25 protein-coding genes are annotated in these 19,931 nt (G+C 60.7%); 15 read left to right on the top strand and 10 right to left on the bottom strand.

Annotated features, from left to right (window positions below):
- Window positions 1–12: 12 nt before the first annotated feature.
- From ACJ5NV_RS04800 to ACJ5NV_RS04780, 5 genes are all read right to left on the bottom strand, one after another.
- The gene (locus tag ACJ5NV_RS04800) at window positions 13–1,692 is read right to left on the bottom strand and encodes a bifunctional protein tyrosine phosphatase family protein/NAD(P)/FAD-dependent oxidoreductase (RefSeq protein ID WP_411642486.1); all 1,680 of its coding nucleotides are present in this window, start codon (window positions 1,690–1,692) and stop codon (window positions 13–15) included.
- 45 nt (window positions 1,693–1,737) lie between these two features.
- Window positions 1,738–2,175, bottom strand: coding sequence for a DUF6691 family protein (locus tag ACJ5NV_RS04795; protein ID WP_411642485.1), 438 nt, complete (start codon window positions 2,173–2,175; stop codon window positions 1,738–1,740).
- A gap of 3 nt (window positions 2,176–2,178) precedes the next feature.
- Window positions 2,179–2,613, bottom strand: a complete 435-nt coding sequence (locus ACJ5NV_RS04790; RefSeq protein WP_411642484.1) for a YeeE/YedE family protein — start codon at window positions 2,611–2,613, stop codon at window positions 2,179–2,181.
- Window positions 2,614–2,750: 137 nt separating this feature from the next.
- Window positions 2,751–3,419: a Crp/Fnr family transcriptional regulator gene (locus ACJ5NV_RS04785; RefSeq protein ID WP_411642568.1), complete on the bottom strand. Its 669-nt coding sequence runs from the start codon at window positions 3,417–3,419 to the stop codon at window positions 2,751–2,753.
- 101 nt (window positions 3,420–3,520) lie between these two features.
- Window positions 3,521–3,814: a hypothetical protein gene (locus tag ACJ5NV_RS04780; RefSeq protein WP_411642483.1), complete on the bottom strand. Its 294-nt coding sequence runs from the start codon at window positions 3,812–3,814 to the stop codon at window positions 3,521–3,523.
- A 180-nt stretch (window positions 3,815–3,994) separates the two neighbouring features.
- Between ACJ5NV_RS04780 and phnC the strand changes: the two genes are divergently transcribed.
- The 5 genes from phnC to ACJ5NV_RS04755 all read left to right on the top strand — a co-directional run bounded on the left by phnC (window position 3,995) and on the right by ACJ5NV_RS04755 (window position 8,657).
- On the top strand, window positions 3,995–4,816 hold the full coding sequence (gene phnC, locus ACJ5NV_RS04775; protein WP_411642482.1) for a phosphonate ABC transporter ATP-binding protein: 822 nt from the start codon (window positions 3,995–3,997) through the stop codon (window positions 4,814–4,816).
- A gap of 60 nt (window positions 4,817–4,876) precedes the next feature.
- Entirely contained in the window at window positions 4,877–5,791 is a 915-nt protein-coding gene (phnD, locus tag ACJ5NV_RS04770) for a phosphonate ABC transporter substrate-binding protein (RefSeq protein WP_411642481.1), read from the top strand.
- Between the two features lie 64 nt (window positions 5,792–5,855).
- Window positions 5,856–6,728, top strand: a complete 873-nt coding sequence (gene phnE, locus ACJ5NV_RS04765; protein WP_411642480.1) for a phosphonate ABC transporter, permease protein PhnE — start codon at window positions 5,856–5,858, stop codon at window positions 6,726–6,728.
- Window positions 6,725–8,038 carry a phosphonate ABC transporter, permease protein PhnE gene (gene phnE / locus ACJ5NV_RS04760; protein WP_411642479.1) on the top strand — a complete coding sequence of 438 codons (1,314 nt, stop codon included), beginning with the start codon at window positions 6,725–6,727 and terminating at the stop codon, window positions 8,036–8,038. Before phnE (ACJ5NV_RS04765) ends, phnE (ACJ5NV_RS04760) begins: the two co-directional genes overlap by 4 nt.
- A 1-nt stretch (window position 8,039) precedes the next feature.
- Window positions 8,040–8,657 carry an LbetaH domain-containing protein gene (locus ACJ5NV_RS04755; protein WP_411642478.1) on the top strand — a complete coding sequence of 206 codons (618 nt, stop codon included), beginning with the start codon at window positions 8,040–8,042 and terminating at the stop codon, window positions 8,655–8,657.
- 284 nt (window positions 8,658–8,941) lie between these two features.
- Here the strand turns inward: ACJ5NV_RS04755 and ACJ5NV_RS04750 are convergent, their stop codons facing one another.
- The gene (locus ACJ5NV_RS04750; protein WP_411642477.1) at window positions 8,942–9,691 is read right to left on the bottom strand and encodes an SDR family oxidoreductase; all 750 of its coding nucleotides are present in this window, start codon (window positions 9,689–9,691) and stop codon (window positions 8,942–8,944) included.
- A gap of 93 nt (window positions 9,692–9,784) precedes the next feature.
- Here ACJ5NV_RS04750 and ACJ5NV_RS04745 point away from each other — a divergent pair, with 93 nt between their 5' ends.
- On the top strand, window positions 9,785–10,690 hold the full coding sequence (locus ACJ5NV_RS04745; protein WP_411642476.1) for an AraC family transcriptional regulator: 906 nt from the start codon (window positions 9,785–9,787) through the stop codon (window positions 10,688–10,690).
- Between the two features lie 46 nt (window positions 10,691–10,736).
- Here the strand turns inward: ACJ5NV_RS04745 and phnF are convergent, their stop codons facing one another.
- The gene (gene phnF / locus ACJ5NV_RS04740; protein WP_411642475.1) at window positions 10,737–11,465 is read right to left on the bottom strand and encodes a phosphonate metabolism transcriptional regulator PhnF; all 729 of its coding nucleotides are present in this window, start codon (window positions 11,463–11,465) and stop codon (window positions 10,737–10,739) included.
- An 81-nt stretch (window positions 11,466–11,546) separates the two neighbouring features.
- Here phnF and phnG point away from each other — a divergent pair, with 81 nt between their 5' ends.
- Genes phnG through ACJ5NV_RS04725 form a run of 3 tightly spaced genes read left to right on the top strand, consistent with a single transcriptional unit; the run spans window position 11,547 to window position 13,655 of the window.
- Entirely contained in the window at window positions 11,547–12,002 is a 456-nt protein-coding gene (gene phnG, locus ACJ5NV_RS04735) for a phosphonate C-P lyase system protein PhnG (RefSeq protein WP_411642474.1), read from the top strand.
- A complete protein-coding gene (gene phnH, locus ACJ5NV_RS04730) occupies window positions 12,002–12,565 on the top strand; it encodes a phosphonate C-P lyase system protein PhnH (RefSeq protein WP_411642473.1) in 564 nt (187 codons plus the stop codon). Before phnG ends, phnH begins: the two co-directional genes overlap by 1 nt.
- 1 nt (window position 12,566) lies before the next feature.
- Window positions 12,567–13,655, top strand: coding sequence for a carbon-phosphorus lyase complex subunit (locus ACJ5NV_RS04725; protein ID WP_411642472.1), 1,089 nt, complete (start codon window positions 12,567–12,569; stop codon window positions 13,653–13,655).
- Between the two features lie 8 nt (window positions 13,656–13,663).
- Here ACJ5NV_RS04725 and ACJ5NV_RS04720 read toward each other — a convergent pair whose 3' ends face one another.
- Both ACJ5NV_RS04720 and ACJ5NV_RS04715 read right to left on the bottom strand, forming a co-directional pair.
- Window positions 13,664–13,975 (bottom strand): hypothetical protein, encoded by a 312-nt coding sequence (locus ACJ5NV_RS04720; protein WP_411642471.1) that lies wholly within the window; start codon window positions 13,973–13,975, stop codon window positions 13,664–13,666.
- A gap of 183 nt (window positions 13,976–14,158) precedes the next feature.
- The gene (locus tag ACJ5NV_RS04715; protein ID WP_411642470.1) at window positions 14,159–14,398 is read right to left on the bottom strand and encodes a hypothetical protein; all 240 of its coding nucleotides are present in this window, start codon (window positions 14,396–14,398) and stop codon (window positions 14,159–14,161) included.
- Between the two features lie 197 nt (window positions 14,399–14,595).
- Here ACJ5NV_RS04715 and ACJ5NV_RS04710 point away from each other — a divergent pair, with 197 nt between their 5' ends.
- The 5 genes from ACJ5NV_RS04710 to phnN all read left to right on the top strand — a co-directional run bounded on the left by ACJ5NV_RS04710 (window position 14,596) and on the right by phnN (window position 17,901).
- Window positions 14,596–15,438 (top strand): alpha-D-ribose 1-methylphosphonate 5-phosphate C-P-lyase PhnJ, encoded by an 843-nt coding sequence (locus ACJ5NV_RS04710; RefSeq protein WP_411642469.1) that lies wholly within the window; start codon window positions 14,596–14,598, stop codon window positions 15,436–15,438.
- Complete coding sequence (locus ACJ5NV_RS04705; RefSeq protein ID WP_411642468.1) at window positions 15,435–15,836, top strand: VOC family protein; 402 nt, start codon at window positions 15,435–15,437, stop codon at window positions 15,834–15,836. Before ACJ5NV_RS04710 ends, ACJ5NV_RS04705 begins: the two co-directional genes overlap by 4 nt.
- Window positions 15,837–15,903: 67 nt before the next feature.
- Complete coding sequence (gene phnK, locus ACJ5NV_RS04700; protein WP_411642467.1) at window positions 15,904–16,674, top strand: phosphonate C-P lyase system protein PhnK; 771 nt, start codon at window positions 15,904–15,906, stop codon at window positions 16,672–16,674.
- A 4-nt stretch (window positions 16,675–16,678) separates the two neighbouring features.
- A complete protein-coding gene (phnL, locus tag ACJ5NV_RS04695) occupies window positions 16,679–17,362 on the top strand; it encodes a phosphonate C-P lyase system protein PhnL (protein WP_411642466.1) in 684 nt (227 codons plus the stop codon).
- Window positions 17,359–17,901, top strand: coding sequence for a phosphonate metabolism protein/1,5-bisphosphokinase (PRPP-forming) PhnN (gene phnN / locus ACJ5NV_RS04690; protein ID WP_411642465.1), 543 nt, complete (start codon window positions 17,359–17,361; stop codon window positions 17,899–17,901). The genes phnL and phnN overlap by 4 nt, the downstream gene beginning before the upstream one ends.
- Here the strand turns inward: phnN and ACJ5NV_RS04685 are convergent.
- Window positions 17,883–18,548 (bottom strand): DUF1045 domain-containing protein, encoded by a 666-nt coding sequence (locus ACJ5NV_RS04685; protein ID WP_411642464.1) that lies wholly within the window; start codon window positions 18,546–18,548, stop codon window positions 17,883–17,885. The genes phnN and ACJ5NV_RS04685 overlap by 19 nt on opposite strands.
- On the opposite strand from ACJ5NV_RS04685, the gene ACJ5NV_RS04680 reads away from it, so the two are divergent.
- Window positions 18,547–19,740 (top strand): alpha-D-ribose 1-methylphosphonate 5-triphosphate diphosphatase, encoded by a 1,194-nt coding sequence (locus tag ACJ5NV_RS04680; protein WP_411642463.1) that lies wholly within the window; start codon window positions 18,547–18,549, stop codon window positions 19,738–19,740. The genes ACJ5NV_RS04685 and ACJ5NV_RS04680 overlap by 2 nt on opposite strands.
- Window positions 19,741–19,931: the final 191 nt, after the last annotated feature.

The raw sequence follows: 19,931 nt of genomic DNA, 5'->3' as shown, positions 1-19,931 counted from the left end.
CGTCAGGCGACCTCAGTCCGATGCTGCGGTAATCTTTTCCGGCTTTGCCATCCATTCCCGGCCTTTCAGCATCGCGCGCCAATAGATCGGCGGCAAGATCCGTTCTTTCAGCAGCCACGCAGCGCGGCTTGGCTTGGTGCCATCAATCATCCAGCGTGGGAACGACGGGCGCAGCACCCCGCCATAGCCAAATTCGGCCAGCACGATCTTGCCGCGCTCCACCGTCAACGGGCAGGACCCGTAACCGTCATATTGCGCCACAGCAGTGCGGCCACGCATATCCGCCACGATATTGTCAGCGACCACCGGGGCCTGCTTCCGGGCCGCCGCCGCTGTCTTGGCATTGGGGGCATTCATCACGTCGCCAAGGCTCCAGATATTGTCATAAGTCTTGTGACGCAGGGTCGCCTGATCCACATCCACCCAGCCCGCCGCATCCGCCAGCAGCGACACACGGATGAAATCCGGCGCGCTCTGGGGCGGACAGACATGCATCATGTCAAATGCCATCTCAACCTGCCGCACTTCGGTATCCGGTGCCTTCACCTCAAACACCGCCGTTTTGGCAGGTCCGTCCACCGCGATCAGATTGTGAAAGAAGTTCAGCGTCGCATCATATTTCTGCACATAGGATTCGAGCGCCGGAACATAATCCTTCACCCCAAACAGCACGCCGCCTGCGTTATTGAACTGAATATCAATATCCTTCAGCACACCCTTGCGGAACCATGCATCGCCAGACAAATACATCGCCTTTTGCGGCGCGCCTGCGCATTTGATTGGCATCGGCGGCTGGGTAAAAATCGCCCGCCCCTTGCGCATATTCTGCACCAGCTCCCACGTATAAGGGGCCAAATCATAACGATAATTCGAGGTGACACCATTGCGGCCCAACGTCTCTTTCAGACCCGCGACCTTGTCCCAATCCAGCTTTAGCCCCGGACAGACCACCAGCCGATCATATGTCACCACGCGACAGCCATCCAACACGATGGCATTATCCTTTGGCTCAAAGGCCGCAACCGCCGCCTTAATCCAATGCACGCCGTCAGGGATCAGGCTGCCCATGGTTCTTGCGGTGGATTGGGCATCGAAGATACCACCACCGACCATGGTCCAGCCCGGCTGATAATAATGGATATCCGCCGGATCAATCAGGGCGATCTCCAATCCCGGTTTACGGGCGCGCAGGCTGGCCGCCACGGCAATTCCGCCAGCCCCGGCCCCCACGATCACCACATCATATTTCGCATCGCCTGTATCGGTCGGGGTCTTGCCGCCATTGGCAATCCGGCGAGCCACACCAGACATGTCATAGCCCGCCGCCTTCGTAGCAGACAGGATATCCGGCAGCGGGCGCGACTGCGCCTCTGCCAAAGACCACAACGTGGCAGAGCGTGTGCCTGTGCGGCAATAGGCCAGCACTGGCCCCGGCAAGTCGGACAGGGCCGCACCAAACGCAATCGCCGTTTCATCCGTCACAATTCCCGGCGTCACTGGCAGATAGCGGGTTTCGATCCCGGCTTTGGCGGCAGCCGCCGCGATCTCTTCATGCCCCGGCTGATCAGCGCCCTCAGCATCCGGTCGGTTGATGATGATCGAGCGAAACCCTGCCGTTTTCAGCGCCGGTAGATCGGCGGGCATGATCTGCGGGCTGACTGACAAAGCATCTGTAATCTTGCGGATATCCATTGCGTCACGTCCTTGTTTCAAGAATTGCGACCGGTCTCCGGTGGGTCAGACCGGCACACGCGCGGGTCGATTGGCGCGTGACTGTAGAAATTTGGCAAGAAACACACCGACGATCACGGCCCCGGTGAAAAGAAAGACCTCCCACCGGCCAGTGCCGAGCGCGGGCAATGCACCACCCGGACAGAAACCGGCAATGCCCCAGCCAATCCCGAAAACAGCCGAGCCACCCAGCAGCTTTGCATCAATCACCCGGTTTGTGGGCAGGTGAAATGCCGTGTCCAGAATGGGGGCGCTGCGGCCAAAAACCAGCTTGTAGCCGATAAAGGCCGTCACCACCGCCCCGCCCATGACAAAGATCAGCGACGGGTCCCATGTCCCTGCGATATCAAAGAAATTCAAAACCTTCGCCGGGTTGGCCATGCCCGAAATCGCAATACCGGTGCCAAAGATCAGGCCGATCAAATAGGTGAAAATCAAACGCATGGCTTACGCTCCCAGCACGTGGCGAACGACATAGACTGTCGCAAAGGTGAAAATCATAAAGGTCAGCGTGGCCGCGATGGACCGGGGGCTCAGCCGGGCCATGCCGCAAACACCATGGCCGGACGTACAGCCAGCACCATAGGTGACACCCAGACCGACAATCAGCCCGCCGACGGCCAGCATCGCAGCGGATACAGGCACCTGCACCGCAGGCATCTGCCCGGTGACGGCCATGATCGCCACAGGGGCGCTGACCATCCCGGCCAGCAGCGCCGCGCGCCAAGCAAAATCATCAGCACTGGCAGGCATCACCAAGCCTGTCAGCACACCCGTAGCACCCATGACGCGACCCAACACCAGCATCAGCAATGTGGCTGACAGGCCAATCAGGACACCACCCGCAAGGGATGCATAAGGGGTAAAGGCAGTTTCCATCATCACACCGCTCCCGACTGGGCAAGCGGCAAGACGACAAGATCGGCACCAACTGACATAGGTATTCTCCAGAATCATATTCTAGATACATACTATTATCGCGATATGTGGATAACAGTGATAATGTCACCTACGCTTGGTCAAGCGCCACTATCCGCCAATCGGGCAAGATGCGCACGATCCTGTAGCGCAATCGACCCGCGTGACTGAGCAATCAATCCGCGCTTCTGAAAATCCTGCAACACCCGCGAAATCACCTCGCGCGCGGTGCCAAGCTCGGTCGCAAGCTGCTGATGGGTCGCAACAACATTGTCCGCATCGTCCGATAGGGTCAAAAGACGATCCGCCAGACGCATGTCGATCCTGCCGAATGCCACATCATCAATGACCCGGAACAGGTCGGTAATCCTGCGGGCATAGGCGGTCAGCACAAACTCCCGGAACTCACGGGATGAGGCCATCATGCGATCAAAAGCGCCGCGCGGGATCGCAACCGCCGTCACATCCGTTTCCGCCACACCTTCCGCCGCATAGACCTCATGCGCCAGCAGGCAGGCCGTTGTCAGAACACAGCTTTCCCCGGCCTCGACGCGATAAAGAATAATGTCGCGGCCACTATCAGAGGTTTGCTGCACCCGCAGCCGACCCTCCAGCAAAAACAGCAAACTGTCAGGAACGGACCCCGGACCAAATACCATCGTGCCTGCGGTGACTTTGACAATCTTACTTTCGCGCAGCAGCGCCGTTTTGACATCTGGGGACAGCGTGCCCAGCCCTTTGAACCTGTCAATCCATGTCTCTGCTCTCATCATCTCGGCTTTCAGGCTGGGGGTATTCGCAGCGCCTTGGATAATGAACAGCGGCCCCGCTGTCACGCAGACAATCGGAACATAGAACTGCGGATAGGATCTCAGGCGGGATCACTGGGTGCCGCAAACATTTCCCAATGCTCGCCAATGGCGACAATACATGCGGTGCCGTTGGCGTAATTCTGCACCATGGTCCAATCGCCCGCAGCATCCACCCATATTTCAACCAGCGCATCCGGCCCGCGCATCCCGCTGCCGCGCTTTTCTGATCCGAAATCAGCCTGCAATTGCTGCTGCAAACGATCACGGTCATCGCAGATCACATCGCCGAAAGTGGCCCAGCCCGGATGCGGTATTGCAAAGGCCAAAACAGCGGCAAGCACTGTAAAGATCATTCTCATAGCATCAGCATAGGAAGAAACGGGCGGTTCTGTAAATCTTTTATGACAGGTCGGCGCAATCAGAACGCGATAGGTCACACAATTGTTTCATTAGTTTCAAAAATCAGAGTCAAAAGCTTTAAAAAAAAGTGAAGATTGAATGGCACATGTTCGCCCAATTCCATTGGGGGCAACATGCTGCACATCACTGAACTGACCAAAACCTTCAACGGAAAGACCGCCGTGAACAAGGTTTCATTCGACGTCAAACAACCCAAAATGATCGGCGTGATCGGGCGGTCTGGTGCGGGGAAATCAACGCTTCTGCGGATGCTGAATTGCCTGACAACGGCCAGCACAGGCACGATCTCTTTCAATGGCGAAGACGTGACCGGCCTGCGCGGCGCTGCACGGCGGCAATGGCAATCACGCTGCGCAATGATCTTTCAACAATTCAACCTCGTCCCGCGCATGGATGTAGTGTCCAACGTGCTGCACGGCACGTTGAACCGGCGCGCGACATGGGCGACCATGTTCAACCTCTACCCGCAGGACGACATTCACAAAGCCATCGAAATCCTTGACCGGCTGGGGATTGCTGAACAGGCCCCCAAACGGGCCGAGGCACTGTCCGGTGGACAGCAGCAGCGCGTGGCCATCGCCCGCGCCCTGATGCAGGACCCCGATATCATCCTTGCCGATGAACCCATCGCATCGCTTGACCCGATGAATGCCCAGATCGTCATGGACGCATTGCGGCGCATTCACGAAGAAGACGGGCGCATGGTGATCGCCAACCTGCACACGCTCGACACCGCGCGGCGCTATTGCGACCGGGTGATCGGGATGCGCGATGGCAGGGTCGTCTTTGACGGCACCCCCGACCAGCTCACCACCGGCGTTGCACGCGACATCTACGGCGCAGGCGCGGATTTTTCCGAAGCCGCAACATCCACTCAAATCGAAACATTGGACAGGCCCAAAGCCGAAATAGCTAAAACCGCAGCACTTGTCTGATCACTGACTTTTCGCGCGACACCGCGCGGAACAACCCCCATCAAATCGACGGAGAAAATGATGAAAACCACATTTGCACTTGCCTTGGCAGCAACCACGGCACTGACATCCAGCGCCTTCGCACAGGATGCAGAAATCACCGAATTCCGGATCGGCATTCTGGGCGGCGAAAACGCGCAGGATCGGCTGAACAACTATACCTGCCTGCAGGATTACGCCTCTGAAGCGCTGGGTGTTGAGGTAAAGCTTTTCGCCCCTGCCGACTATAATGGCGTCATCCAAGGCCTGCTGGGCGGCACCATCGACATGGCTTGGCTGGGTGCCTCCTCTTACGCCGCCACCTATCTACAAGACCCCGAAGCGGTTGAACCGGTTCTCGTCAAGCAGAACATGGACGGCTCCATCGGCTATCACTCCATCGGCTTTGCCCGCGTCGACAGCGGCATCACCTCGCTTGAGAACATGCAGGGCAAGGTCTTCGGCTTCGGTGACCCGAACTCCACCTCCGGCTACCTGATCCCCTCCATCGAAATCCCGCAGGCTACCGGTGCCAGCATGGAATCCGGCGACTATTTCGGCGAGGTCAAATTCACCGGCGGTCACGAACAAACCATCGTTGCCGTGTTCAACGGCGATATCGACGGCGGCGTGACCTGGGCCGACGCCCAGGGTAACTGGGAAGACGGCTATAACTCCGGCGCGCTGCGCCGCGCCGTGGATGCGGGCCTCGTTGATATGAACGAACTTGTCGAAATCTGGAAATCCAACGTCATCCCCGAAGGCCCGGTCGTGCTGCGTAAGGCGCTGCCCGCTGACGTACGCGAAACCATGACCCAACTGGTCGATGGCCTTTTTGAACGTGACCAGGAATGTGCCTATGGCGTAGCCGCAGGCGAAACGCTGGGCTTTCAGCCTGTGACCCACGACACATACCTGTCAGTGATCGCAGCCCGCGAAGCCAAAATCGGCGGATAAATTTAAGCAGCAGTCAGGACCGGGCATCCATCTGCCCGGTCCTTTTTTATACGCAGGGGCCAGGATGAGCGACGCGACAATGACCGGGACACATACGGTCGAAACACTTCAGGCCAGCTATATGGCGCAGGTCCAGCGCCGCCGGCTTTATGGCGGGCTGACGCTTCTGATATTTGTCCTTCTGATGGCCTCTGGCTTCAATGTCGCCGATGACCGCAACGCCGGCGGCTTCTGGGAGGGGCTTAGCCAGATCGGCGATTACCCCGCCGATGTCCTGTCAGAGGCGTGGGACAAACGGGCCGACCTGCCCGCGCTGATCGCAAAATTCTTCCCCGCACTTGTGGAAACCGTCAACATCGCAGCGGTCTCCACGCTGGTTGGGGCTGTGGCAGGGCTGATCCTTTCACTGCTGTCCACCCGCGGGCTGGCGCGCTTCCCGCGGCTGATCCCGCTCTTCCGGCGGATCATGGATATCATGCGGGCGATCCCCGAAATCGTCATCGCGCTGGTGCTGATCTTCGTGCTGGGCGGTGGTCCAGTGCCCGCAATGATCGCCATCGCGATCCATACGGCGGGCGCATTGGGCAAAATGTTTTCCGAAGTTGCCGAAAACGCCGACCTGAAACCAGTCGAAGGGCTCGCCTCAACCGGTGCCACATGGGCCCAGCGGATGTGGCTGGGCATCCTGCCACAAGTGGCACCCAACTATATCAGCTACAGCCTGCTGCGCTTTGAAATCAACATTCGTGCCTCGGCCATCCTCGGCTTTGTCGGCGCAGGCGGGCTGGGGTATGAGCTGCGCAACGCCATGGCCTGGGGGCCGGGCCGCTTTGACGAGGCCGCAGCGATCTTCATCCTGCTTTTCGGCACAATCGTCTTCTTTGACCAACTGTCCAGCCGCTACCGCAACCGTCTGACAGAAGGACACACGGCATGAGCACCGCAGAACTTGATCTCCTGAAATCTCAGGCCGACAGCCTTTTTGCCCGCAAACGGATCATGGGCTTTGCCCTGCCCGCCATCGTGCTGGTCTATTTCACCTATATCTTCTTCGCGTTCGATATCCCCAGCCTCGCCCAACGGGCCAATATGGATAACGCCGTGACCATCGCGTCAGACAGCTGGTCCTACAAGGTGCATGTGACCCGCACCAACCGAACCGGCGAGATCGCCTACGCGGTCGAAGGCGAACGTAAAGGCACCTACCCCGACGGCACACGCCCCGACTGGGTCACCGGCGAAGACATCACCACGGTCACACTGGGGCCGGACACGATTGTGCGGTTCCTGCCCGAAAACCGCACCGAGATCGATATCGCAGGTTTCGGCCCAATCACAGCACAAGCCACAGGGCGGCAGGTGACAACCAATCTAGGGGAAACGATCCCCGATTGGATCAACGCCTCTGACCGGCGGGTCACCATCACCCTGCCGGACGGGCGGGTCACGCTGACCGGATCGAAAACCGAAGTTTTCAGATACTTTCCGGGGTGGGAGCTGTTCTGGTTCACCCTCGACAGCCCCTACCACGGGCATGGGATCTGGTCACTGCTGACCGGGCCACAGCTAGACCCGCAACGCGGCAATAGCAGCGGCGCGATCAGTGATTGGTGGAACAACCCGATGTGGCGGCACAAGGATATCGCATGGGCCATCAGCGAAACCATCCTGATGGCTTTCCTCGGCACATTCGGGGCTGCGATCATTGCCCTGCCTCTTGCGTTTCTGGCCGCCAAGCGCTTTGCTCCGCTGGTTATCATCCGGGGCATCACCCGGCGGTTTTTCGACTTCGTGCGCGGGGTGGATGCGCTGATCTGGACAGTCGTGCTAGCACGCGCCTTCGGCCCCGGCCCGCTGACCGGATCGCTCGCCATTTTGATCACCGACACCGGGACTTTTGGCAAAACTTTCTCTGAAGCGCTTGAAAACGTGGATGAAAAACAAATCGAAGGGATCAGCTCCACCGGGGCCAAACCGCTACAACGCTACCGGTTCGGCGTGATCCCGCAGGTGGTGCCAGTGCTGCTGGCGCAAGTATTCTACTTTCTGGAATCCAACACCCGCTCCGCCACGATCATCGGGGCAATCACCGGCGGCGGCATCGGGCTGATGCTGACCCAGGCGATCCAGACCCAAAAAGACTGGGAAGAGGTCGCCTATTACATCATCCTGATCATTATCATGCTGATGGTGATGGACAGCCTGTCTGGCTGGCTGCGCGGGCGGTTGATCGGGCGAAAAGACTGACATGGCACGACTGACAGCAGATCAGCCGTTCATCCATGACGGCTGCACGATCACCGATTGCACCTTCGGTGCCTATACCGAAATCGGCGCAGGTAGCCAGCTCGCGCATAGCAACATCGACGATTACAGCTATTGCGACCGCTATGCCGATATCGCAAATGCAACAGTTGGCAAATTCGCTAACATTGCCAGCTACGTACGGATCGGGGCCACAGATCACCCGCTCGACACAGCGGCCTGCCACCATTTCCTCTATCGGTCCAGCGACTATTGGGATGATGCGGATCTGGATGAAAGCTTCTTCGCCCAGCGCAAAGCACGGCGGGCGGATATCGGGCATGACACATGGATCGGGCACGGGGCGATGATCAAACCAGAGGTCACAGTGGGACACGGTGCCGTCGTCGCCTCCGGCGCCATCGTCACCAAAGACGTCTCCCCCTACACCATCGTTGCAGGCACCCCCGCCAAGATATTGCGGCTGCGCCAACCCACCGAGATCGCCGAACGGCTGATCGCTCTCGGCTGGTGGGACTGGGATCACTCCCGGCTGCGGCAGGCACTGACAGATTTCCGGACTTTGCAAGCCGAAGCATTCCTTGAGCGCTACAACGGCTAACCTCACCCGTCCCGGGCGCAACCCGGGACCTCTCTTGCGATCTGACCAGAACCAAAAGAGCTGAGGGCATCGCCCAACCTGGAGGGCGTACGGGAGGTTCCCGTCTGGCACACCATCAGCAACACGGCGACCCTCACGCCACTTGAAACGCAGCAAAATCGCCCTCTTGGGGGAGGTCGGGCGATGCCCGGCGGTGCCGCCGGGCGGGGTGGCTGGCAATTGTCCGGCCTTGCCCGCCATGGCGTTTCCTCCGCCAACAGACCTTCACCCACCACCCCCAACAATCACGCAGCCAAAGCCTCCGCATCACTCCCAGCTGGCAGCAGCAGCGGACAGTTCGGATCAGTCACCGCACGCCATATAGCTTGCACCACATCCTCCGGGCAGGTCGGCTCTTTCCCCGCATTTGCGCGGAAATCATGCATCACCTGATCAACAAACGGCTTATAAGCCTCCGGCGTCTCATCAGCGTCAGCCATCAAGGCCAGCGCATTTGCCCCGAAATGCGTCGCCGGGGCCTGACCGGGCAATACCAGCCGCGTGCGAATACCCAAGGGCGCCAACTCAAGCGCCAGACATTCGGTATAGGCATTCACCGCCGCTTTGCTCGCGGTATAGGTTGCAAGCAGAGGCAACGGCTTCAGCGTCACACTGGACGACACATTAACGATAACACCCGCACCATTCGCACGCATTTGCGGCAGTACGGCCCGGATCATCGCGAAAGTACCAAAGGTATTGGTCTCAAAAATCCGGCCAACCGTCTCTTCAGACGACCCCTCAACCGGGGACAGCCAGCCAACACCTGCATTATTGACCAGCACATCAATCGGCCCTGCCGCCGCCACGGCCCGTGCGATGCTGGCACCATCGGTCACATCCAGCGACAACAGGCGCAACCTCTCTGAAGCGGGCAAAAGCGCAGCATCCGGTTTGCGCATCGTCGCCACGACAGACCAGCCCTGCGCAAGAAAATGGCGCGCCGTCTCTAGCCCAAAGCCAGAAGAGCACCCGGTGATCATAACAGTCTTCATAACGAAATCTCCTTTGTTGATACCCCTTATGTCGACTTAAACAGCCGGATGATCTACTATGCATAATCCGGTATGTTTTATCGAAAGTCCGAAATGGCCGATCCCCTCTCCGATGTGATATCCCTGCTGCGCCCACACGCGCCCTATTCAAAGCTCGCAGAAGGCTCCGGTCCATTTCGGGTACGGCGCGATGATGTGGCAGAGGTGTTTTATTGCATGCAGCTCTTCGGGCGCATCCGGCTAGAGCTGGACGGAAAGTCGCCATTCGTGCTCAACGCCGGTGATTTCGTGCTGATCCCGGCCGCCTCTGCCTTCACCGTGTCCAGCGTTGACCCACCAGCCCCACCAAATCTGCGCAGCCGCCCGGTGCTTGGCGATGACGGCATCTTCCGGATCGGCACAGCGGACGGACCCGCAGAGGTACAGCAGCTTATCGGCCACTGCCGCTTCGGCAGCCCGGACGCTGATCTCTTGGTGTCGCTCCTCCCCGATATGGTCGTCGTCAGCGGACAAGACCGTCTGACCGCGCTCGCCACTCTGGTACGGGACGAAGCCCGCGCGGATCGCCCAGCCGGGGATGTTGTCCTTGAACACCTGCTGCAAGTGCTCCTGATCGAGGCATTTCGGTCCACCACCCAGACCGGCGCAACACCCGGCCTGCTGCGCGGTCTGGCTGACGCACGGATCGGGCCAACACTTCGCGCGATCCACGCAGCCCCCCAAAACCCCTGGACCGTTCACGGTCTGGCCAATGAGGCAGGCCTGTCCCGCTCCGCCTTTTTCACAAGGTTTAACCGGATCGTCGGTGTGGCGCCCATAGGCTATCTGCTGCACTGGCGGATGACGCTGGCCAAGCACATGCTGCAGGCTGGGCAAAACGATATCGGAGACATCGCAAACACCATCGGCTACGGTTCCACAAGCGCCTTCAGCACCGCCTTCACACGCCATGTCGGCACGTCGCCTACGCGCTATGCAAAGACCGTGGCAGCCGCGTAAGTTCGTACAGATACGATGAACGCCCAGAACCTGCCAGCAACACCCCCTACCGCCCCTCCAGCGTCAGCGTCACCCGGTCCCCCGCAAAAAACGTCCGCCCGAACTCCACCGGCACCCCTGCCGCGTCCACATTCACCCCCGTAGACCGAAGCACGGGATCACCCTCTTGCATTTGCAGATGCAGCGCTTGGGTCGCGTCCGCGCGTACCGCCGTCAGCCGGGTGGAAGCGCGGGTGTAATCTGCCACCCCCACCCGCGCCAGCGCCTCGGTCACACTGCTGACCTCCGCCAAAGCAGCATCAATCCCCGGCAACCGGCCCGACGGGAACACGCTTTCGTAAATCGCAATCGGCTGGCCGTCCGAATAGGACAACCCGTGCATCGCGCAGATCTCCGCGCCCACCTCCACGGCCACAGCTTCCGCCTCGGCCCGCGTCGCCGCGCGCAGCTCAATCAGCAACACACGCTTTCCGGGGCGATGCCCGCCAGCAAGCAAGCTTTCGTGAAAGCGCACGCGCTGGCCAATCGGATAATCCGTAGGAGTTGCGGCGACAAAGGCCCCGGCCCCGCGCCGTGTCCGCACAAGCCCTTCCTCCACCAGATGCGCCAAGGCATGGCGCACCGTATGACGGTTCACGCCAAAACGTTCCGCCAGCGCCGCCTCAGTCGGCAACTTATCCCCCACAGAATAACGGCCTTCAGACATATCCCCCCGCAGTGCGACGGCAATCGCTTTCCAGACAGGGGTGCGGCCACGAGGCTTACTGTCACGCAACTTTCACATTTCTCCACTTGGGAATCAGACGCAATCTGATAAGATATGTCTAGTTGTATAGTAATAACCAAAGTTGTCGAGATGAAAGACACGATAGATCAAAACACCGCCCGCAAAGCCTGGATGGGGCTGCTGGCCAAAGCGCCCGAAGGGCGGATCGGGGCCTTGCTCGACGCCACCATGGCGCGCCCCGGTTTTACTTGGCTGCGCGCGCCTGAAATCGGCAGCACCATGGTGCGTGGCCGGGCGGGGGCGACCGGCGCGCCCTTCAACCTTGGCGAAATGACCGTCACGCGCTGCGCCCTGCAGCTGGATAACGGCACCATCGGGCACGCCTATATCCAGGGGCGGCGCAAAACCTGCGCCGAAGCAGCGGCGCTTGTGGACGCACTCATGCAAACTGACACCGCCCCAACGCTGCGCAGCCAAATCATCGACGTCTTGCAAACCGAACGCGACAGCGCCCGCGCCACCCGCGCCGCCAAGGCCGCCGCAACCAAAGTCGATTTCTTCACAATGGTCCGGGGGGAAGACTGATGCAGACCCAAACGCTCAGCGGCGGGTTCAGCACCCCCGCCACCGACGCCGCCCATGCGTTCCGCGCAGTGATGGATGCGATGGCACGCCCCGGCACAATCCAACAGATCACAGGCGCCACCCCGCCCGCGCCGCTGTCAGCGGCGGCAGGGGCCGTGCTCCTGACGCTCTGCGATACGGACACCGGGCTGACCCTCAGCGGAGACCACAACAGCCCCGCCATCCGCGACTGGCTCGCCTTTCACACCGGCGCGCCGCTGGTCGCCCCCGCACAGGCCGATTTCGCACTCGGACGCTGGGACACCCTACAACCACTTTCGGCCTACCCCATCGGCACTGCGGATTACCCCGACCGATCCACCACGCTGATCATCGAAGTGGGCGCGCTCACCAACGACGGGCCTACGCTTACCGGACCGGGGATCAAAGACAGCGCCACACTATCGCTACCCGAAACCACCTTCTTCCAAGCCAACCACGCACAATTCCCGCTGGGGCTGGATTGCATTTTCACCTGTGACAACCGGCTCGCCGCCCTGCCCCGCTCCACGAAAGTGAACTGACATGTATGTAGCCGTCAAAGGAGGCGAGCGGGCCATCGAAAACGCCCACGCATGGCTCGCCGAGGAACGGCGGGGCGACATCGCCATCGCCGAACTCTCTGTCGCACAAATCCGCGAACAACTGACCCTGTCAGTCAACCGGGTCATGGCCGAAGGCTCGCTTTACGACCCCGACCTTGCAGCACTCGCGATCAAACAGGCGCGCGGTGATCTGATCGAGGCGGTCTTTCTGATCCGCGCCTATCGAACCACCCTGCCGCGGTTCGGCGACACCAACCCGATCGACACAGGCGACATGGCCTGCGACCGGCGTATCTCGGCCACGTTCAAGGACATGCCCGGCGGGCAGATCCTTGGGCCAACCTTCGACTACACCCACCGGCTGCTGGATTTCAAACTGGCTGCCGAGGGCGAACTGCCGGAAAGCGCCCAGCGCGACCCAACCCCCGGCCCGGTGCCCCACGTCACCGAATTCCTGAACCAAGAAGGGCTGATCGAAGAGGCACGCGCCGACGACATCCCCCCGCCAGACCTGACGCGCGCACCGCTGGAAATGCCCGCCGACCGGGCGCTGCGACTACAGGCGCTGACCCGCGCGGACGAAGGGTTTACCCTCTCGCTCGCCTACTCCACCCAGCGCGGCTACGCGCGCAATCATGCCTTTGTTGGCGAACTGCGGATCGGCAGCGTGGCGGTGGAAATGGACATCCCCGAACTGGGCTTCGCGGTGGACATCGGCGAAATCACGGTCACTGAATGCGAAACCGTGAACCAGTTCAAAGGCTCCAAAACCGAACCGCCGCAATTCACCCGCGGCTACGGGCTGGTCTTCGGCCAGACAGAACGCAAGGCAATCTCCATGGCGCTGGTCGACCGGGCCATGCGGTGGGAAGAACTAGGCGAAGATTTCGTCGGCGCCCCTGCGCAAGACACGGAATTTGTACTTTACCACGCCGACAACGTGCAGGCGACGGGGTTCCTCGAACACATCAAACTGCCCCATTACGTCGATTTCCAGTCAGAGCTTGAACTGGTGCGCAAACTACGCCGCGAAGCAGGGGCCGAGCAGGTGGCAGAGGCTGCGGAATGACGACGCTGCTAAAACCGCGTACGTCGGATCGGCCCGTCATAAGGCGCAGCACGATCATCCGGACGATCAGACCGATACCGCCCGCGCAGCATCTGGCCGACCAGCAAGGGCAACGCGATGACAAACGCAGCAAGCTGCCTGGGATTGCGCCACAGTCGGCGTGCGACGAGCTGAAGCAGGGTTACCCCCAACAAAAAGGCACCAATCGCAACGATCAGCGAGGCCATGCCAATGTCGATATATGCCTCTCCCGCGCCAAAAATCACAGCGTGCAGAATGCTCACTGTCTCATCGCATCTGGCCGTCAAAAACGTTTCCATCGCGCACTCACCCTAAAACAAAGATATTTTGCGCACAAAGCTAGCATGATCCGCCTCATCGTCGCCAGTCTGCTGACACCGTTCACCCCGGCAATCCAACGCTCCAGACCAATAGCACCGGGCACAAAAAAAAGCCCGTCGGACCATCATCAAAAGCGTCGCTGGACAAAAAAAAGAGGCCGATCAATCGCCTCCGTCACCGTCTCCGTCGCTGTCCCATGCGCCGCCGGGCGCGGCCGGGTCGGTCTCAGACCGTCGTTCGCCGCCGTGCCATTCGATCCAGACATAGGTACCGTCGGCCTCGCGGTGCAAGCTGCGTCGGCGCACCCGTCCACGATAAATGTGGAAAACCACGACCGCCACGACCAGCGCGCACATATAGGGATCGAAAACCCAACCGGTTTCCGCAGTATAGCTCAGCATGAGCACTCTTCCTGTTTTGTTTCAGATATGCAGACAAGAGCGACGCTTGGTCTTGGTACGGGGTCAGAGCTGTCCTCCCCCTCCGCGTCATATCAACCTGTAAATTCGGTTCTGTCTCATGTCTGCCCACAGGATCGCACGGCCCTTGTAACAGAATTGCGACAGGATACCCCGTCCCATCAGATCGAGCTTGCATCATGACAACAAATGACGCCTACAACTTCGCCTATCTCGACGAACAGACCAAACGGATGATCCGGCGCGCCATCCTCAAAGGGCTGGCCATCCCCGGCTATCAGGTGCCCTTCGCGAGCCGCGAAATGCCCATGCCCTATGGCTGGGGCACCGGGGGCGTGCAGGTTTCTGCCGCGGTGATGACCCCCGATGACAGGTTCAAGGTCATCGACCAAGGGGCGGACGACACCACCAACGCGGTTTCGATCCGCACCTTCTTCGAACGGACCGCTGGGGTGGCCACCACCACCGCGACGACGGATGCAACGCTGATCCAAACCCGACACCGCATCCCAGAGGTGCCACTGACCGACGGGCAAATCCTCGTCTACCAAGTCCCAATTCCCGAACCCCTACGCTTTATCGAGCCGCGCGAAAGCGAAACCCGCAAGATGCATGGGCTGCAGGAATACGGGCTGATGCATGTGAAGCTCTACGAAGACATCAGCCGCCACGGCCACATTGCAACCGCCTACGCCTACCCGGTCAAGGTAGAGGCACGCTATGTCATGGACCCTTCCCCGATCCCCAAATTCGACAACCCAAAACTCGGCAATTGCCCCGCGATCCAGCTTTTCGGCGCCGGGCGGGAACAACGCATCTATGCGCTGCCCCCCTACACGCAGGTCGCCAGCCTCGATTTCGAGGATCATCCTTTCGAAGCGTCCAAAGCCGACCACCCCTGCGGGCTCTGCGGTGCAACGGACAGCTACCTGGACGAGCTGATCACCGACGATGCGGGCGGGCGGATGTTCGTCTGTTCTGACACCGATTATTGCGAGAAACGACAGGAGACTGCCGCATGAGCACGCTTGGCATTGACCATCTGGGCCTGACCACCGCAAACCTGCCCGCCACCCGCGACTTTTTCCGCGACGTGTTGGGCTGGCGCGAGACAGGCAGCGACCCGGGCTATCCGATGATCGTGATGACCGATGGTCACGCCCGCCTGACCCTGTGGGCGCGGCGGGGCAACGGGGCCTTTGACCGGCATGCCAATGCCGGGCTGCATCACCTGTGCCTGGCCATGCAAAGCGAAGAGGCGCTCGGCGCGGCCTATGCGCGGGCGCAGGCCATGGCCGGGGTAGAACCCGAATTCGCCCCAGAGCCAAACAAGAACGGGCCAGCCATCCACACCATGCTGCGCGAACCCGGCGGCTGCCGGATCGAATTGCGCTACACACCGCCAAAGGACACCGCATGAGTACCAAGCAAAATTCTTGGAAGAATTTTGCAAGACTTTTCGAAAAGTCTTGCACGGGAGCCTTCCGATGACCCCCCTCCTCTCGGTCCACGGGATCACCAAACGCTATGGCGCGCATATCGGCTGCGCGGATGTCTCCTTCGATCTCTACCCCGGCGAGGTCATGGGGATCGTGGGCGAGTCTGGCTCCGGCAAATCCACCCTGCTGAACTGCCTCGCGGGGCACCTGCCCCCCGATCAGGGGCAAGTCATCTTTGACACCCGCAGCGACGGCCCCCGCGACACGATGCAGATGCGCGAACCGGAACGGCGCATGCTCGCCCGAACCGATTGGGCCTTTGTGCACCAACACGCCCGCGACGGGCTGCGCATGGGCGTCAGCGCGGGCGGCAATGTGGGCGAACGGTTGATGGCCGTGGGCGCGCGCCGTTACGGCAACATTCGCAGCAGTGCCGAAACCTGGCTAGAGCGGGTCGAGATCGACAAAACCCGCGTCGACGACCGGCCCAGCACGTTCTCTGGCGGCATGCAGCAACGACTACAGATCGCACGCAACCTTGTGACCGGGCCACGGCTGGTCTTCATGGATGAACCCACCGGGGGGCTGGACGTCAGCGTACAAGCGCGGCTGCTGGACATGCTGCGCGGGCTGGTGCGCGACATGAACCTGTCGGCCATCATCGTCACCCACGACCTTGCGGTGGTGCGGCTGCTGGCGGACCGGTTGATGGTGATGAAATCAGGGCATGTGGTCGAATCCGGCCTGACCGACCAAGTCCTCGACGATCCGCAACACCCCTATACCCAGCTGCTCGTCAGCTCTGTTTTGCAGGTATAAACCTATGATTACGCTCGATAACGTCTCCAAAACCTTCACCCTGCACAATCAGGGCAGCGCCGTGATCTCTGTGCTCACCGGCGTGTCGCTCCACGTCGCACCGGGCGAATGCGTGGCACTCACCGGGGCCTCGGGTGCGGGCAAATCCACCCTGATGCGGATGATCTACGGCAACTACCGGGCGCAATCCGGCTCCATCCGGATCGGCGAAACCGAACTCGTCAACGCCGCCCCCCGCGATATCATCCGGTTGCGGCGTCAGACGCTCGGCTACGTCAGCCAGTTCCTGCGGGTGGTGCCCCGCGTGGCTACGCGCGACGTGGTGGCCGACCCGCTGCTGACGCTTGGCATACCCGCGGCCGAGGCACAAACACAGGCCGATACCCTGCTCACCCGGCTGAACATCCCGCAAACGCTCTGGTCGCTCTCCCCCACAACATTTTCGGGCGGCGAGCAGCAGCGGGTGAATATCGCACGCGGCTTCGCGCACCCCTACCCCGCGCTCCTGCTGGACGAACCCACCGCCAGCCTTGATCCCACCAACCGCGCCGTCGTGCTGGACCTGATCACAGCCGCCAAAGCGCGCGGGGCCGCGATCATCGGAATTTTCCACGACCAAGAGGCACGGGAACAGGTCTGCGACCGGGAAATCAACGTCTCCGCCTTCACCCCACAGGTCGCCGCATGACCGGGCGGCTAATCACCGTCGTCGGCCCCTCCGGCGTGGGCAAAGACAGCGTGATCGACGGGATCATCCGCGCGCGGCCTGAACTGCGGCGGGTCCGCCGGATCATCACCCGGTCCGCAGACTTGGGGGGCGAGGATTATCACGCCGTCACCGCCGATGAATTCCAAACAATGGCAAAGGCAAACGTCTTCTGCATCCACTGGCAAGCGCACGGGCTGCGCTATGGTATCCCCGCTGAGATACAGCGCGACATCACGGCTGGCAAAACCTGCATCGCCAATTTCTCACGCAAAGCACTCGCGCAAGCGGCCACAGTTTTTTCTGACATTCTGATCCTGAATATCACCGCAGCACCTGAAACCCTCGCCGCGCGACTATCCGGGCGCGGTCGCGAAAGCGCTGCACAAATCGCGGCAAGGCTCGCCGAAGGCAATAAATGCCTGCCCGATGGCATTCCGACGGTCACCATCAGCAATGACGGCGCGCTGGACGATGCAATCGCCCAAGCTGTCGCCGCTATTCAACCGGTCAGGGCATAGCGTTGGATCAGTTGAAAACACCCATCCGGGCGCTCCCCCACCAGCGCGATCTGATCCACCACAAAGGGCGCAGGCAGCGGCGGAAAATGCGCGCGCGCCGCATCCTCCCACGGGGCCAGATCATCCAGACGACCCGTCAAAGTCAAATGGAACCGGAATTCCTCCAACACATAAGGATAGCCCCAGCGGGTCAGCAGCGCATCTTGCCGCGCCGACAACCCGCCAGCACGGCGGCGGGCCAGTTCGGCCTCACGCGCAGGGGCACGGAAATCATCCAACTGCGTCACACAGGCGGCGGCAACCTCTGCCAGCGCCGCCGTATCCCCCTGCGGGGTCAGCGCCAGAAATCCGCCAATTCGATGCAACCCCAACCCATCACAGCGCGCCGGGGCGACCTGCCTTGCCAGTACCGCCATCGCGGCCCGCAAACCATCTTCGGTCATACCATCGGCCAGCCGGAACGGCGGTTTCAGTGTGCCGTGAAACCCGTATTTGCGCGGTGTCATGGTCACGTCATGCAATCCGGGCAGATCGGGCTGACGCGCAGACACACCCCGGCCCGCATCCCATCCCAGCCAGGACGCCCCGGCCTGTGCAAACGCCCCGTCAGGTGGCAGATAATAGACAGCAAAACGAGCATATGACATGAATTCTCCTTTCGATCCCATCCCTGTTGCAGACCGACATGACAGTGCCATGTCAGAAACGCTGCATCTGGCGAATGCCCGTCTTGTTCTGTCAGACAGGGTTATGACCGGGCATATCCGGATCGAACAAGGGCAAATTTCCGAAATACGCGAAGGCGATAGCGTGCCGTCCAGCGCCATCGATTGCCGGGGCGATTATGTCATGCCGGGGCTGGTGGAACTGCACACCGATAATCTTGAACGGCATATCGAACCGCGCCCCGATGTGGACTGGCCGCATGTCTCGGCCTTGCTAGCACATGATGCGGAACTCGCCTCAACCGGGATCACCACGGTTTTTGACGCGCTGCGCGTCGGCTCGATCACCGGGAAAAAGGCGCGCTATGATCCCTATGCACGCGGACTGGCGACAGAGCTATTGCAAATCCGAGCCGAAAATCACTTCAAGATCAGCCACTTCCTGCATCTGCGCGCCGAAATCTGTTCCGAAACCCTGCTGGAAGAGATGGCCGAATTCGGCCCCGCAGACCGGGTCGGCATCGTCAGCCTGATGGACCACACACCGGGTCAGCGCCAGTTCCGCGACCTCGGCGCGCTCAAGACCTATCTGACCAAAAAACGCAGCCTGACTGACGATGAATTCGTGGCCCATGTGGACAAGCTGAAAGCCCTGCAAGCCCGGATCGGGGCACAGCACGAGGTGGGCGCGGTGCAAGAGGCAAAGCGCCTTGGTGCGACACTCGCCAGCCATGACGATACGACGACGGAACAGGTCGCGACCTCGCAGCGCAATGGCATCAGCTTTGCCGAATTCCCCACAACCCGCGCAGCGGCAGAGGCATGCCGCGACGCAGGCATCGCGGTGATGATGGGCGCACCGAACCTGATCCGGGGCGGCTCGCATTCTGGCAACGTGGCGGCGCATGAACTGGCGCAGGCCGAACTGCTCGACATCATCTCATCCGACTATGTGCCGTCCGCCCTTCTTCTGTCGGCTTTCCGACTGGCCGAAATCTGGAACGACCTGCCGCGCGCCGTGGCCTGCGTCACCGCCAACCCGGCCCGCGCCACCGGGCTGAACGACCGGGGCACGCTCAAACCCGGATTGCGCGGCGATATCCTACGGGTCGCAAGCGCGCGCAACACCCCCGTGCTGCGCGGCGTCTGGAGCCGCGGACACAGGGTCGCCTAACCGCAAGAGCGTGGGGCACGCACGGCACGGTAAGCAGTTTTTCATCCCGCAGCGATAGGTTGATCCTTAACAAAACCCTGCCCGAGTGTCCCTTGTGGTCCGACGAAAGTCCGATACAAGTCCGACGGCTTTCCGATCGCCCGAAACGCATTTATATCATTTAAAATCAATATCTTGAAAGGCGTTCACCG

It is taken from the genome of Loktanella agnita, from assembly GCF_046640325.1.
In the GTDB taxonomy this organism is placed as follows: domain Bacteria; phylum Pseudomonadota; class Alphaproteobacteria; order Rhodobacterales; family Rhodobacteraceae; genus Yoonia; species Yoonia agnita.
Note: the sequence above shows the minus strand (reverse complement) of the source record. Positions and strands in the feature narration are given on the sequence as shown.

Coding starts and splice junctions, on each gene's coding strand:
- ACJ5NV_RS04725 (WP_411642472.1), top strand. CDS start 12,567: ATGTATGTAGCCGTCAAAGGAGGCGAGCGGGCCATCGAAAACGCCCAC.
- ACJ5NV_RS04800 (WP_411642486.1), bottom strand. CDS start 1,692: ATGGATATCCGCAAGATTACAGATGCTTTGTCAGTCAGCCCGCAGATC.
- phnC (WP_411642482.1), top strand. CDS start 3,995: ATGCTGCACATCACTGAACTGACCAAAACCTTCAACGGAAAGACCGCC.
- phnD (WP_411642481.1), top strand. CDS start 4,877: ATGAAAACCACATTTGCACTTGCCTTGGCAGCAACCACGGCACTGACA.
- phnG (WP_411642474.1), top strand. CDS start 11,547: ATGAAAGACACGATAGATCAAAACACCGCCCGCAAAGCCTGGATGGGG.
- ACJ5NV_RS04780 (WP_411642483.1), bottom strand. CDS start 3,814: ATGATCTTTACAGTGCTTGCCGCTGTTTTGGCCTTTGCAATACCGCAT.
- phnH (WP_411642473.1), top strand. CDS start 12,002: ATGCAGACCCAAACGCTCAGCGGCGGGTTCAGCACCCCCGCCACCGAC.
- phnN (WP_411642465.1), top strand. CDS start 17,359: ATGACCGGGCGGCTAATCACCGTCGTCGGCCCCTCCGGCGTGGGCAAA.
- phnE (WP_411642479.1), top strand. CDS start 6,725: ATGAGCACCGCAGAACTTGATCTCCTGAAATCTCAGGCCGACAGCCTT.
- ACJ5NV_RS04755 (WP_411642478.1), top strand. CDS start 8,040: ATGGCACGACTGACAGCAGATCAGCCGTTCATCCATGACGGCTGCACG.
- ACJ5NV_RS04750 (WP_411642477.1), bottom strand. CDS start 9,691: ATGAAGACTGTTATGATCACCGGGTGCTCTTCTGGCTTTGGGCTAGAG.
- ACJ5NV_RS04705 (WP_411642468.1), top strand. CDS start 15,435: ATGAGCACGCTTGGCATTGACCATCTGGGCCTGACCACCGCAAACCTG.
- ACJ5NV_RS04715 (WP_411642470.1), bottom strand. CDS start 14,398: ATGCTGAGCTATACTGCGGAAACCGGTTGGGTTTTCGATCCCTATATG.
- ACJ5NV_RS04745 (WP_411642476.1), top strand. CDS start 9,785: ATGGCCGATCCCCTCTCCGATGTGATATCCCTGCTGCGCCCACACGCG.
- ACJ5NV_RS04785 (WP_411642568.1), bottom strand. CDS start 3,419: ATGAGAGCAGAGACATGGATTGACAGGTTCAAAGGGCTGGGCACGCTG.
- ACJ5NV_RS04720 (WP_411642471.1), bottom strand. CDS start 13,975: ATGGAAACGTTTTTGACGGCCAGATGCGATGAGACAGTGAGCATTCTG.
- phnE (WP_411642480.1), top strand. CDS start 5,856: ATGAGCGACGCGACAATGACCGGGACACATACGGTCGAAACACTTCAG.
- phnK (WP_411642467.1), top strand. CDS start 15,904: ATGACCCCCCTCCTCTCGGTCCACGGGATCACCAAACGCTATGGCGCG.
- phnL (WP_411642466.1), top strand. CDS start 16,679: ATGATTACGCTCGATAACGTCTCCAAAACCTTCACCCTGCACAATCAG.
- ACJ5NV_RS04685 (WP_411642464.1), bottom strand. CDS start 18,548: ATGTCATATGCTCGTTTTGCTGTCTATTATCTGCCACCTGACGGGGCG.
- ACJ5NV_RS04680 (WP_411642463.1), top strand. CDS start 18,547: ATGAATTCTCCTTTCGATCCCATCCCTGTTGCAGACCGACATGACAGT.
- ACJ5NV_RS04790 (WP_411642484.1), bottom strand. CDS start 2,613: ATGATGGAAACTGCCTTTACCCCTTATGCATCCCTTGCGGGTGGTGTC.
- ACJ5NV_RS04710 (WP_411642469.1), top strand. CDS start 14,596: ATGACAACAAATGACGCCTACAACTTCGCCTATCTCGACGAACAGACC.
- ACJ5NV_RS04795 (WP_411642485.1), bottom strand. CDS start 2,175: ATGCGTTTGATTTTCACCTATTTGATCGGCCTGATCTTTGGCACCGGT.